10 protein-coding genes are annotated in these 12,838 nt (G+C 66.9%); 4 read left to right on the plus strand and 6 right to left on the minus strand.

Going from position 1 to position 12,838, the window contains the following annotated elements; translation table 11 throughout:
- Positions 1-70: 70 nt before the first annotated feature.
- The 3 genes from ACFVVC_RS11195 to ACFVVC_RS11205 form a co-directional block, all read right to left on the minus strand.
- Positions 71-1,234, minus strand: a complete 1,164-nt coding sequence (locus ACFVVC_RS11195) for a mannitol-1-phosphate 5-dehydrogenase (protein ID WP_387452758.1) — start codon at positions 1,232-1,234, stop codon at positions 71-73.
- On the minus strand, positions 1,234-3,288 hold the full coding sequence (locus ACFVVC_RS11200; protein WP_387452761.1) for a PTS mannitol transporter subunit IICBA: 2,055 nt from the start codon (positions 3,286-3,288) through the stop codon (positions 1,234-1,236). Before ACFVVC_RS11200 ends, ACFVVC_RS11195 begins: the two co-directional genes overlap by 1 nt.
- 88 nt (positions 3,289-3,376) lie before the next feature.
- Positions 3,377-4,105, minus strand: coding sequence for a TetR/AcrR family transcriptional regulator (locus tag ACFVVC_RS11205; RefSeq protein ID WP_387452764.1), 729 nt, complete (start codon positions 4,103-4,105; stop codon positions 3,377-3,379).
- 159 nt (positions 4,106-4,264) lie between these two features.
- Here ACFVVC_RS11205 and ptsP point away from each other — a divergent pair, with 159 nt between their 5' ends.
- From ptsP to ACFVVC_RS11220, 3 genes are all read left to right on the plus strand, one after another.
- Complete coding sequence (ptsP, locus tag ACFVVC_RS11210) at positions 4,265-5,950, plus strand: phosphoenolpyruvate--protein phosphotransferase (RefSeq protein ID WP_387452767.1); 1,686 nt, start codon at positions 4,265-4,267, stop codon at positions 5,948-5,950.
- A gap of 53 nt (positions 5,951-6,003) precedes the next feature.
- On the plus strand, positions 6,004-6,426 hold the full coding sequence (locus tag ACFVVC_RS11215; RefSeq protein WP_387452769.1) for a helix-turn-helix domain-containing protein: 423 nt from the start codon (positions 6,004-6,006) through the stop codon (positions 6,424-6,426).
- A gap of 83 nt (positions 6,427-6,509) precedes the next feature.
- Positions 6,510-7,244 (plus strand): alpha/beta fold hydrolase, encoded by a 735-nt coding sequence (locus ACFVVC_RS11220; protein WP_387453450.1) that lies wholly within the window; start codon positions 6,510-6,512, stop codon positions 7,242-7,244.
- A gap of 15 nt (positions 7,245-7,259) precedes the next feature.
- On the opposite strand, the gene ACFVVC_RS11225 is transcribed toward ACFVVC_RS11220, so the two are convergent.
- A complete protein-coding gene (locus tag ACFVVC_RS11225) occupies positions 7,260-8,480 on the minus strand; it encodes a CdaR family transcriptional regulator (RefSeq protein WP_018763677.1) in 1,221 nt (406 codons plus the stop codon).
- A gap of 234 nt (positions 8,481-8,714) precedes the next feature.
- On the opposite strand from ACFVVC_RS11225, the gene ald reads away from it, so the two are divergent.
- Entirely contained in the window at positions 8,715-9,833 is a 1,119-nt protein-coding gene (gene ald, locus ACFVVC_RS11230) for an alanine dehydrogenase (protein ID WP_387452772.1), read from the plus strand.
- 71 nt (positions 9,834-9,904) lie between these two features.
- On the opposite strand, the gene ACFVVC_RS11235 is transcribed toward ald, so the two are convergent.
- Entirely contained in the window at positions 9,905-10,966 is a 1,062-nt protein-coding gene (locus ACFVVC_RS11235; RefSeq protein ID WP_387452775.1) for a Gfo/Idh/MocA family oxidoreductase, read from the minus strand.
- 120 nt (positions 10,967-11,086) lie between these two features.
- A complete protein-coding gene (locus ACFVVC_RS11240; protein ID WP_387452778.1) occupies positions 11,087-12,802 on the minus strand; it encodes an ABC transporter family substrate-binding protein in 1,716 nt (571 codons plus the stop codon).
- Positions 12,803-12,838 lie beyond the last annotated feature (36 nt).

Raw genomic sequence — 12,838 nt, forward strand, 5'->3', positions numbered from 1 at the left:
CGACGCCGGCACCCACTACTGGAATGAAGTGGGTGCCGGCGTCGTTGTGATGGCGCGTGCCGGGGGTGCGTCAGGCGGGCGTGCCTGCCAGTTCCGCCTGCCGCTCTTCCACGAGGGTGGCGACGGCGTTGAACAGCGGGTGGCCCGGTTCGAGTCCGGTGATCCGGGCCGTGGCGTCAGCCGGGCTGGCGGAGCCGAGGATGTCCGCGAGCTCGGTGGCCTCGGCATCTGCGGGATCGTTGAAGCGCAGCGCTGCAGCAATGGCACCCAGCAGGGCCTCGGGCACCACGCCGCGTTCTGCCAGCTCCGCCGCCGGGCCGATGAACCGCTCGTGGCGGCTCAGCTTCCGCAACGGCGCGCGGCCCACCCTGTTGACGGTGTCCGGCAGATACGGGTTGGAGAACCGGACCAGGATTTTCTGGACGTAGGCTTCCTGCTCGTCGTTGCTGAAGCCGTGCTTGGCCACCAGGAGCTGCTTGGTCTCCTCGAGCACCGCCCGGACGTCCTCGGCCACATCCTGGTCCGCCATGGCGTCGGAGATCTTCTCCAGCCCCGCCTCAAACCCCAGGTAGGCCGCGGAGGCATGCCCGGTGTTCACGGTGAACAGCTTCCGTTCGATGTAGGGCGAGAGGTCGTCCACGAAGGTGGCACCGGGGATCACCGGGGCGGAGTCGCCAAAGGCGGTCCGGTCGATGACCCATTCATAGAAGGTCTCCACGGTGACGTCCAAGCCCTGGCCGGGCTCCTGGTTGGGCACGATCCTGTCCACGGCGGTGTTCGCGAACACCACCTTCCCGTCCAGGGCCCCGGCGGCGGCCCCCGGCTGCGCGGCCACCTCCTTGGCCAGGATGTCCGTGGCGTTGATGGCGTTCTCGCAAGCCATCACCTGCAAGGGTTCCCGGCCGGGTTCCCTGGCCACGATGCCCTTGGCAATCACGGGCGCCACGAACTTCAGGATGTGCGGGCCCACCGCCGTGGTGACGATGTCCGCCGTCGCGATCTCCGCGACCAGCTCAGCCTCCTGGGCGTTGGAGTTCAGCGCCCGGAAGTTGTCCACCGTCCGCACTGCGGGGTTCTCCCCCACCTCGTGGACCGCGTAGCTGTCCGCAGCGGCCAGGCGGGTGATCAGTTCCTCGGCCACGTCCGCGAACACCACCTCGTAGCCGGCATCGTGCAGGAGCAGGCCCACGAAGCCGCGCCCGATGTTGCCGGCGCCAAAATGTACTGCCTTCACTATGCGTTGACCTTTCCGAAGAGCTCCAGGACTTCATCCTCGGACGTGGCAGCCTCAAGCCGGGCCACCTGGTCCTTGTTGGTGAAGACCTTGGCGATGGAGGACAGGATGTGCAGGTGTTCGTTATTGATGCCTGCGACACCCACCACGAACTTCACTTCCTTGCCGTTCCAGTCGATGCCTTCGGGGTAGCGGATCACGGACACCGCGGACTTGCGGATGTGGTCCTTGGCGGCGTTGGTGCCGTGCGGGATGGCCAGGAAGCTGCCCATGTAGGTGGACACCGATTCCTCGCGCTCGTGCATGGCGGCGATGTAGCCCTCATCCACGGCGCCGCGGGCCAGCAGCAGCCTGCCCGCTTCGTCGATGGCGGCGTCCCGGGTGGTGGCCGAACCCGTCAGGACCACGCTCTCCCGGGCCAGGATCTCGGAGGTCCCGGCAGTGGAAGCCGCAGTTCCTGCCGCGGCAGCGGGCGCAGCGTCCACCGGTGCCTCGGCGGCGTGCGCACCGTGGGTGGCGCCGGCGTCGGCCGAGCCATCGCGCTCGGTGTTGCTCTCGCGGACCAGCTCGACAATCTCGTCGTATCGCGGGCTGCTCATGAAGTTGTCCACGGAGTAGTGCACGGCGCTGGACGTAGCCGGCTTGGCGCGCTCGGTGAGGTCCTGGTGGGTCACCACGACGTCGTAGCTGTCGGTGAGGTTGGCGATGGAGGCGTTGGTGACCTTGACGTCGGGGAACCCGGCGGCCTTGATCTTGTTCCGCAGCACCGAGGCTCCCATGGCGCTGGAGCCCATGCCGGCGTCGCATGCGAACACCACGTTGCGCACCGGACCGGCCAGGACGCCTACCCCGCCACGGCTGGCGGCCGCACCGGCGGCAGTTCCCGCGCCGGCGCCGGTGAGGGTTGAGGCAACGGAGCTCTTCTTGCCCTTCATGGCCTCCATGCGGGCGGTAGCGTCGCCGAGGTCCGCCTCGTCACTGTGCTTGGTGGTGCGCAGGATCACGGAGGACACCAGGAAGGACACGGCGGCCGCGAGCACCACCGAAAGGATCACGCCGAAGTAGCTGTCGCGGGAGGTCTGTGCCAGGACGGCGAAGATGGAGCCAGGCGCGGCCGGCGCCACGAGGCCGGAGTTGGTGATGGCCAGGGTGGCGATGCCGGTCATGCCGCCGGCGATGGTACCCAGGATCAGCAGCGGACGCATCAGGACGTACGGGAAGTAGATCTCGTGAATGCCGCCCAGGAACTGGATGATGGCTGCGCCGGGGGCCGAGGCCTTGGCGGCGCCGCGGCCAAAGAACGCGTACGCGAGCAGGAGGCCCAGGCCGGGACCGGGGTTGGCTTCCAGCAGGAAGAGGATGGACTTGCCCTGCTCCAGCGACTGCTGCACGCCCAGCGGGGTGAGCACGCCGTGGTTGATGGCGTTGTTCAGGAACAGGACCTTGGCCGGCTCGATGAAAATGCTGGTCAGCGGCAGGAGGCCGTTGTGGACCAGGAACTGGACGAAGTTGCCGGCGGCCGTGCTGAAGGCGGTCACCAGCGGTGAAATGCCGTAGAAGCCCAGCAGGGCCAGCAAGGCGCCCCAAATGCCGGCGGAGAAGTTGTTGACCAGCATCTCGAAGCCGGGGCGGATCTTGCCGTCCCACAGCATGTCGATCTTCTTCATGGTCCAGCCGCCCAGCGGGCCCATGATCATGGCGCCGATGAACATGGGGATGCCGGCACCGACGATCACACCCATGGTGCCGATGGCACCCACCACGCCGCCGCGGACGTCGTAGACCATCTTGCCGCCCGTGTAGCCGATCAGCAGGGGCAGCAGGTAGGTGATCATGGGGCCGACGAGGCCGATGTTGGGCTTCCCGTCGGTCTCGCCGAAACCACCCAGCTGCGGCACCGGCAGCCAGCCCTTCTCAATGAAGAGGGCGGTGATGATGCCCCAGGCGATGAACGCACCGATGTTGGGCATGATCATGCCGGACAGGAATGTCCCGAACTTTTGGACGTGCACGCGCGCGCTGGTGCGGGGTTTTGCAACTGTCTCTGTTGCCATGTGATTTCCTAACCGTCATTCCTGCTGCTCCGCAGGATGGTCCGAATGATTACGACGACGTAGTGCTGGGTAATGCGCTGATTGGGGCTTAACCGGCGGTGCTGGTGGAGATCCGGTGCAGCCATTCGAGGAAGAGCTTGAGTTCCGAGCTGGAAAGCTGGTCAGAGTGCGAGGCCTGAAGTGCGGCGTTCAGTGCGATCGCGGCCACCACCACCGAGGACTTTCCGGTGCTGCCCGCGGCCGGGCCGCTGGCGGGCTCGGCGGACACCGCGAAGATCATGGCGTCCCGGGTCATGGTGGACAATTCGAGGTTCCTTTCGGCGACGGACTCCGCAATCAGCATCAACGTCACGCCCACGTTGGCCGCCAGGATGGACCTGGCCGCTTCCCTGGGCTGGACGTTCAGCTGGCCCGCCGCCGCTGCCTTGTTCAGCATCTCTTCCATCAGCGCCTCGGCGTCCGCCACGATGGCGGGCCGGCTTTCCGGGCGGATGTTGCCAAACATCACCAGGTACAGCTCGGGCTGGTTCAGGCCGAACTGGACGTGGTTGTCCCACATTCTCCGGATGTCCTCGAGCGGCTGTCCGGAAGGGGCGAAATCCCTTTCGCCCGCGACATATTCCTCAAACCCTGCGGCGACGACGGCGTCGAACAGACCTTCCTTGTCACCGAAGTGGTGGTACAGCGTGGGCGCCGAAACGCCCGCCAGCTGGGTGATCTGGCGGGTGGACACCGGCGCTCCCGCCGAATTTGCCAGCAACTCCGCGGCTGCGCGGAGCAGCCGCATTTTGGGGGGAAGCTGGCCATCCAAACTCATAACCGCTACCCTAGCACCTATAGCGTTGCTATATGAACTGAATCACATACAATTTTTTCAGGCACGTTTCCTGCCCTGGACGTAGCAGTCCACCGGCAGCCCGGCACGGCGCCGGAGAACTTGGCGGGCCTGTCTACCGGCAGAGAATGAGGACCTTCAGTGCAGAACTTCCCAGGAGTAGGCGTCAGTCCGGGCCGCGTCATCGGCACCATCCGCCAGATGCCCAAACCAATCAGCGAGCCGCCCGCCGGCGAGCAGCTGGCGGCCGGTACCACTGCCGAAGAAGCGACTGCAGCGTTGAAGGCCGCGGCCCAGGCCGTGCATGACGAACTGAAGGACCGGGCCACCCATGCCGTGGGGGACGGCAAGGCAGTCCTGGAAGCCACCGCGCTGATGGCCAAGGACACCATGCTGATCAAGGGCGCGGCCAAGCTTGTGGCCCGCGGGACCTCCGCCGAACGCGCCATCTGGGAGTCCGGTTCCTCGGTTTCCGAGATGCTTCACAACCTGGGCGGCTATATGGCCGAACGTGCCACGGACGTCCTTGACGTCAGGGCCCGGATCGTCGCGGCTCTCCGCGGAGTTCCCGCGCCGGGCATCCCCGCCTCCAACACCCCGTTCGTCCTGGTGGCCGAGGACCTGGCACCGGCCGACACTGCCACGCTGGACCCCAACAAGGTCCTGGCGCTGGTCACCGCAGGGGGCGGCCCCCAGTCGCACACGGCCATCATCGCCCGGTCCCTGGGCCTGCCGGCAGTAGTTGCCGCCGTCGGCGTTGACGAACTCGCGGACGGCACCGAGGTGTACGTTGACGGCGCCGCCGGAAACATCACCTCCGACCCGGACGAGACCCTCCGGGCGACAGCCGAGGCCTGGGCTGCCACGGCATCCCTGCTGGCAGAATTCAACGGCACGGGCACGACGGCGGACGGCCACCTGGTGCCGCTGCTCGCCAACGTGGGCGGCGGCAAGGACGCCGAAGCCGCCGCGAAGCTCGGAGCGCAGGGCGTGGGCCTGTTCCGCACCGAGTTCTGCTTCCTGGAACGCGATACCGAACCCAGCGTGGAGGAACAGGCAGCGGCCTACAAGAGCGTCTTCGACGCTTTCCCCGGCAAGAAAGTGGTCCTGCGCACGCTGGACGCCGGCGCCGACAAGCCCCTGCCCTTCCTGACCGACTCCACGGAACCCAACCCGGCCCTCGGGGTCCGGGGTTACCGCACCGACTTCACCACCCCCGGCGTCCTGGACCGGCAGCTGGAAGCCATCGCCCTGGCCCAGCAGCAGTCCGAGGCGGACGTCTGGGTCATGGCCCCGATGATCTCCACCGCCGAGGAAGCCGCGCGCTTCGCCTCCATGTGCGCGGACGCCGGCATCAAAACCCCCGGCGTCATGGTGGAGGTCCCCTCCGCCGCACTCACCGCCGAAGCGATCCTCCGCGAAGTGGGCTTCGCCAGCCTGGGCACCAATGACCTCACCCAGTACGCCATGGCCGCCGACCGCCAGCTCGGCCCCCTGGCCAACCTGAACACCCCGTGGCAGCCTGCGGTCCTGCGCCTCGTCGGGCTCACGGTGGAAGGATCCAGGGCCGAAGGCCACAACAAGCCCGTAGGCGTCTGCGGTGAGGCTGCCGCTGACCCCGCCCTCGCCGTCGTCCTCACCGGCCTTGGCGTGACCACCCTGTCCATGACGGCCCGCTCGCTCGCAGCGGTGGCCGCCGTCCTGAAGACGGTCACCCTCTCCGAGGCCCAGGAACTGGCAAAACTCGCCCTCTCCGCACCGAGCGCCACGGAAGCCCGGGCATGGGTACGGGAGAAACTGCCGGTCCTGGCGGAACTGGGGCTCTGATCCGGAAGAACCGGCCGGCCTGCGGTCACCCGGACGCGGGATAGGCTACCTCCATGGCATTGATAGCCCCCCGCGTTACGGCCGGCCTGCCCGCAGGCGAGGCCGGCAGCCTTGCGCGCGCCCTGGAGGACAGCAACGACATCACCGTCTTCGTGGACGGCACCGTCCACCGCCTGCCCGCCCAGGCGAGGGACGCCGTCGTGGATCTCCTGGCACGGCTGGGACGCGGCGAAACGGTGACCGTGGGCAGCGTGGAGGAAATGCTGACCACCTCCCAGGCGGCGGAACTGGCGGGGATCTCGCACACTTACCTGCGCAACATGACGGACCGCGGCGAGATCCCGGTGGAGTACCGCGGCTCGCACCGCAGGATCCGGCAGGCTGACATCATGGCGTGGCTGGAGCACCAGAAGTTTGAGGACCAGAAGCGCCATCAGGACAAGGCCGCCGCCGGCCACGCCGGCGAGGCAGAGTAGTGCGGTTTCACCTCGGCCGAGGGAGCCGGAAAGTCGCCAGGCTGCACTCAACGGAGGTGGCCGCCAACGGCGTGACGGGCAGGCTGCTCTGGGCTGACGGCACTCCCGCGCCCGGGCAGGACGCCGCAGGCAACCCTGCCGGACCGGCGTATGTCCTCATCCACGGCATCGGCGTCTCCCACCGCTACCTTCGCCGCCTGCACGACGAACTGGCCGGCGCCCCCACCTACTCCCTTGACCTGCCGGGTTTCGCCGGCACCCCGCGGCCTGGCAGGCAGCTCTCCGCGGCGGACTACGGCGCCTTCATCGCCCAGGCACTGAAGGCAAGCGGCATCGACTCCTACATCCTGGTGGGACACTCAATGGGCGCACAGTTCACCATCGAGGCCGCGCTCTACGCACCCGAACGGGCACGCCGGCTGGTCCTGATGGGACCCGTGGTGGACTCCCGGCACCGGAGCGTCCTGCGGCAGGGCGTGGCCCTCTCCCTGGACGCGCTGCTCCGGGAAAGTGCCTCGTCCAACTGGATTGTGCTCACGGACTACTTCCGCTGCGGCCCGCGCTGGTACTTCACCGAGGTGCCGGTGATGATGGGTTACCCCACGGAACGGCGGCTGGCCGGCATCAATGTGCCCGTCCTGGTCCTGCGTGGCAACCATGACCAGGTGGCCGGGCCGGAGTGGTGCATTCGGCTCGCCCAGGCCGTGGCGCAGGGAAGTTTCGTGGAAATACCGCAGGCAGGCCACGTGGTCCAACATGTGCGCCCACGGCAGGTGGCGGACGCCATCCGGTCCTTCGCCGGGGCAGCCTCCCGCTAACCCGGAATCCTGGCGTCAGATCCTGGGCCTTGCCGCCCAGCGCCGCATCTTGAGCGCGGCGTGCAGTTCCAGCCGCGGCAATCCCTTCAGCGGGTCCACCCCCAGCAGCTGACGGATCCGCCCCAGCCGGTTGTAGATGCTGCTGCGGTGCAGGTGGAGCCGGGTGGCCACGTCCTGGACGGAGCCGTCATTGTCATACAGCAGCTCCAGGACGGGGATGAGCTCGCCGTTGCGGTCGTGGTCCTCGAGCATCCGGAAGTACACGGACCCGGAGTCCGCCCACGCGCCCACTCCCCCGCCGGCCGAGGCGAGCAGCTGGTAGACGCCGGTGGCACGGCAGTCCACCAGCTCCCCCAGCTGCGGGTCGACGGCGGCCGCCTGGGCTGCCAGCCGGGACTGCCGGTAGGCCTCCGCGAGCTGGCGCGTCCTGGCGAAACCCTCGCTGATCCCCAGGATGATCCGGTGGACCGGCCGGCCAGAGCGCTTGGCCAGCTCCAGCTGGTAGTGCACCAGCACCTGGGCGTGGTTGGCCCGGCCCGTTGATTCGCGGAACAGCACCACCGAATGGGTTTCGGTGCCGGCACTGAAGAGCGCGGCATCCACACCCACAGTCGCCTGCAGCGCCGTTGAACGGTGGATCAGGGCCGATGCGATGGGGTCCGGCCCGCTGGCCCAGCCGTCGGCGTCGAGGATGGTGACCATCTGCCAGGGGCCGCGGCCCTGGACTTCCTTCCAGCCCGCCACCGCCGCCACCGCGTTGGGTTCCCCGGCGCAGGCTGCCAGGAACTCACGCTCCCTGCCCCGCCGGAATTCGGATTCCGCCGTGTTCGAGTCGAGCAGGAGCCCGGAGAGCAGCTCAAGCTCGTGGTTGACGCCCGGCAACTGGGTGAGGATCGCCGTCGGGCTTTCCTCTGCCGAGTCCTGCTGGACCCACAGATAGCCCACGCGGAACCCCCGGACCATGAGCGGGACGCAGACCCGGCCCAGCATGCCCAGGTCCGGGTTCCCCGGAATCACCACCGGCCGGACGGCGGTGGCGATCCCGTGGGACAGCTGCCAGGCGCTGACATCCGCCGGGACCTTCTTGCTTAGCAGGAAATTCACCCGGACGCGGTCTGCGTGGGACTGGTTGGAGCTGTAGGCGAGCAGCAGGCCGTCCAGGTCCTCAAGCGATAAGCCGCGGCCAAGCTTCTGCGCCACCTGTTCGACGAGTTGTTCCACACCCTGCTGCTGCATGGGCTCACACTACTGCCTGACGAGCCGGTCCCACGAACCAACACGAGGCGACACCTGACGCTTCAGGACTCGACAGTTGTCGAGCTTGGAATGGCAAAAACCCCGGAATGACGCGGCTCAGTCCGCAGGCTTCCGCCCGCTTCGTGTCGTCTGGCTCACAGGCGGATTTATCGTTGAAACACGAAAATCCTTCCACTTTTCCCGGCATGCCGGGACCACACCTTGGAGCAGACGATGATCATCGGCGTCCCCAAAGAGATCAAGAACAACGAATTCCGCGTAGCCATCACCGCTGCCGGCGTCCACGAGTTCCGCACCCACGGACACACCGTCCTGGTGGAGCGCGGGGCCGGGCTGGGCTCGGGAATCACCGACGAGGAATATGCGATCGCGGGCGCCGAGATCGTGAACGAGGCTGACGACGTCTGGTCCCGCGCCGACATGGTCATGAAGGTCAAGGAACCGGTCAAGGCCGAATACCACCGCTTCCGCAAGGGCCTGATCCTCTTCACCTACCTGCACCTCGCGGCCGAGCCGGAACTGACGCAGGCGCTCATCAACTCCGGCGTCACCGCGATCGCCTACGAGACCGTCCAGGAAGGCCGCACGCTGCCGCTGCTGGCACCCATGTCCGAGGTGGCCGGACGCCTGTCCGTCCAGGTGGGCGCCACCTCGCTGATGGCACCGGCCGGCGGCAAGGGCGTGCTGCTGGGCGGCGTCCCGGGCGTCCGCCCCGCCAAGGTGGTTGTGCTGGGCGCCGGCGTGGCCGGAACCAACGCCGCCGCCATGGCCCTGGGCCTGGGTGCAGACGTGACCATCCTGGACATCAACATCAACCGGCTCCGCGAACTCGACGCCCAGTACCAGGGCCGGCTGAAGACGGTTGCCTCCAACAAGTACGAGATCGAAAAGTCAGTAGTGGACGCCGACCTGGTGATCGGCTCCGTCCTGATCCCCGGCGCCAAGGCCCCCAAGCTGGTCACCAACGACCTCGTGGCCCGGATGAAGCCCGGCTCCGTCCTGGTGGACATCGCCGTGGACCAGGGCGGCTGCTTCGAGGACACGCACCCCACCACGCACCAGGAACCCACCTACAAGGTGCACAACACCATTTTCTACTGCGTGGCCAACATGCCCGGCGCCGTGCCCAACACCTCCACCTACGCACTGACCAACGTCACCCTGCGCTACGCCGTGTCCCTGGCCAACCTGGGCGTCAAGGCCGCGTTCGACCGCGACCCCGCACTGGCCGCCGGACTCAACATCGCCGCCGGCCACGTGGCACACCACTCCGTGTCCGAAGCCCACAACCTGCCCCTGGTTTCCGACTGGCACGACCTGGTCTCCGCCTAAGCCCTTCATCGATTGCTCCGTACTTGTCCTTTTGAGCCCTCCAAACGGCATCTACGGAGCAATCGACGGTTTTAGGCCAGTTCGCGTGCCTTTTCAATGATTCTCAGGACCTCGACGGCGTCTTCCGGGTCTACGGGAGCCGGCAACGGCGAGCTTACGCCGCCGTCGAGGATCTTCTCCGCCAGAATCCGGTAGAACTCCGGGTAGGCTCCCCGTTCGGTGGGCAGGGCGTCCAGGTGGCCGTCACGGCCCAGCAGACCCGCCCATTCCGGACCTTCCTGCCCGTACGCGGCGTCCAGGGGGCTGCCGCCTGCGGCGAGGTAGGGCTCCTGCGGATCCACGCCGTTCTTCAGGTACCCGCCCACCGAACCGAGCAGCCGGAAGCGCGGCTCCTGCTGCGCGCACATCATGTTCATGGTCAGGTGGCTGGTCACGCCCGATTCGTGCCGCAGGACCAGGAAGACGTCATCATCCGCCCGCTCATCGGACCGGCGCGCCGTCAGCTCGGCGTGGGCCACCGTGGCGGGACCGAACAACTGCAGCGCCTGGTCAACCAGGTGGCTGCCAAGGTCGAACAGTACCCCTCCCCCGTCCGCGGCGGTGGCCCGTGCTTTCCAAGGCTTGGCGATGGTGGGTTGCCAGCGCTCGAACCGGGACTCGAACCTGGCCACCTCGCCCAGGGCCCGGGCGGCCAGCAGTTTCCGCAGGGTCAGGAAATCACCGTCCCACCGTCGGTTGTGGAAGACCGTCAATACCCTGCCCAATTGCCGTGCCGCCTCAACCAGTTCCTGCCCCTGCGCACTGGTCACCGCGAACGGTTTGTCCACCACCACGTCCAGTCCAGCCTCCAGGGCCGCCTTCGCCAGCGGATAGTGAGTGTCCGGCGGCGTCGCCAATACCACCAGGTCAAGGTCAGCTGCCCGCCCAAGGACAGCGGCGCCGTCGCGCACCACGTCCGCCCCCTGAAGCCGGGACGAGGCAGCCGCCTGCCGTCCGGGGTCGGACGTGGCAATGACGTCCAGCGAATAGCTGCCGTTGGCTGCCAGCAACGGGGCGTGGAACACGCTCCCGGCCAGCCCGTAGCCGACGACGGCGGTGCGGATGGTGCGCGGGTCGCCTTCAGTTCCGGTCATGGAAACTACGCTACCCCGGGGTGCGCAGTGTTAGACCGGGCCGGACAAACACGAAGCCGGCACCCCTGGTGGCCAGGGATGCCGGCTTCGTGGCGTGCGGCTACACCGCGGCCGGGGTGGTTACTTCTTGACCCAGCCGATGGTGGTCCAGTCCGGGACCTGCGAGGTGCTCTGGAAGAGCGACGGGCCGTAGTTGGCCAGGCCGGTGCGGACGAAGGAGATCTGCGGGCCGTTGAAGACCACGCCCATGGAGTAGTACTTCGCCATGTGCTCCTTCTCCACGTCCATGGCAGCCTTGTTGCGCGCTGCGTTGTCCTCGATGGAGGCGAGGTCGGCGATCTTCTTGTCCAGATCGGCGTCACCCAGCTTGTTCTCGTTGACCTTGGAGTCGTAGTACTGCTTGACGGCGTCGGTGGCATCCGGGCCCACGGTGTAGCCCGAGATGCTCAAGTCGAACTCGCGGCTGCCCAGGACCTTGCCGAAGTCAGCGGAGGCCCGCTGGTCGATACCCACATCCATGCCGCCGGCCTGGAGCTGCTTCTGCAGGGTCTGTGCCACGGCCAGGGTGGTGGGATCGTCACCGAAGTTGCTGATCTTGAAGGAAGCGGGCTTGCCGTCCTTCTCCATGACGCCGCTGGCGTTGGCGGTGTAGCCGGCGTCGGTGAGCACCTTCTTGGCGGCGTCGGGGCCGGTTTCCTTGACCGGGTAGTTGTCCTGGTAGTACTCGGAGAACGGCAGCAGCATCATGGAACCGGAGCTGGGCTCCTCCCAGTTCAGCCCGTTGAAACGGACCTTGCGGATGGCTTCGCGGTCCACCGCGGTAAAGATGGCCTTGCGGACGTTGACATCGGTGATGCGCTGGGCATTGAGGTTCAGGCCACCGGCAAAGAGGCGCTGGCCGCGCCGGATGTCTGAATCCTTGGTGCCGTCCAGCTGCTTGTACAGCGAGATGGTGTTGGCGGACATGGCATCGATCTCACCGTTCTTGAACGCCGCGATCTGCGCACTGGTTTCCAGCTGGCGGAAGACGACGTTGGAGAGGACCGGCTTCTGGCCCCACCACTTGTCGTTCGGCACCAGGGTCACGGTCTTGGCCGCAGTGTCGTACTGGTCCAGCTTGAACGGGCCGGCCATCCACTCCGGGTGCATGTTGCCGTTGAAGCCGTTGTTGAAGATTTCAGGGGTGTTGACGGCGGGGTGGATCAGTCCGAAGAACAGCGAGTCGACCGGGAAGACCGGACGGGAGGTCTTGACGATGACCTCTTTGTCGCTGCTGCCGGCCTCAACGGAATCGACGAATTCGTAGGCGCCGGAGCTGACGATGTCGTAGCCGGCGTCCGGGCTCTTGAGGATGTTCCAGGTGTTCTTGAAGGCCTTGACGTCAATCGGGGTGCCGTCGTTGTAGGTGGCCTTGGGGTTGACCTCGATGGTGATGGTCTGCTTGCCGTCCTTCACCTCGCTCTTCACCGACTCGCAGAAGTCGGTGTTCGGGGTGACCTTGCCCTTGAAGTCCACCTTCCAGCAGCCACCGATGCCGCCGCTGTTCATGGCGACCGGGTTCATGGGAATCTGCAGGGCGGAGTTGTCCGCGCTGTTTCCGTTGTTGGAGAAGCCGTTGAAGTCAGGGCCGATGTTGCCCAGTGGAAGGGTAACCTTGCCGCCCTGCTGGAGGTCGGCTGCCGGCTTCTCGTTGATGCTGATCAGCTTGGACAGGTCGCTGCCTGCCTCCTGCCCCTTGGCTGTTTCGGGGCCGCTGGCACCGCCACCGCCGCAGGCCGTCAGCGTCAGGGCGGCAGCAATGGCTGCTGCCCCGCCGATCCTGTTCAGTTTCCTCATGGTTTTCCCTTCGATTGGTGCGAGTGGTGGTGCGGG

The organism is Pseudarthrobacter sp. NPDC058196 (assembly GCF_042882685.1).
Taxonomy (GTDB): Bacteria; Actinomycetota; Actinomycetes; order Actinomycetales; family Micrococcaceae; genus Arthrobacter.

What these genes read in the sequence shown, in the direction of transcription:
- ACFVVC_RS11200 (WP_387452761.1), bottom strand. Translation starts at nt 3,288, where the DNA reads ATGGCAACAGAGACAGTTGCAAAACCCCGCACCAGCGCGCGCGTGCAC.
- ACFVVC_RS11205 (WP_387452764.1), bottom strand. Translation starts at nt 4,105, where the DNA reads ATGAGTTTGGATGGCCAGCTTCCCCCCAAAATGCGGCTGCTCCGCGCA.
- ACFVVC_RS11215 (WP_387452769.1), top strand. Translation starts at nt 6,004, where the DNA reads ATGGCATTGATAGCCCCCCGCGTTACGGCCGGCCTGCCCGCAGGCGAG.
- ACFVVC_RS11225 (WP_018763677.1), bottom strand. Translation starts at nt 8,480, where the DNA reads ATGCAGCAGCAGGGTGTGGAACAACTCGTCGAACAGGTGGCGCAGAAG.
- ald (WP_387452772.1), top strand. Translation starts at nt 8,715, where the DNA reads ATGATCATCGGCGTCCCCAAAGAGATCAAGAACAACGAATTCCGCGTA.
- ACFVVC_RS11235 (WP_387452775.1), bottom strand. Translation starts at nt 10,966, where the DNA reads ATGACCGGAACTGAAGGCGACCCGCGCACCATCCGCACCGCCGTCGTC.
- ACFVVC_RS11240 (WP_387452778.1), bottom strand. Translation starts at nt 12,802, where the DNA reads ATGAGGAAACTGAACAGGATCGGCGGGGCAGCAGCCATTGCTGCCGCC.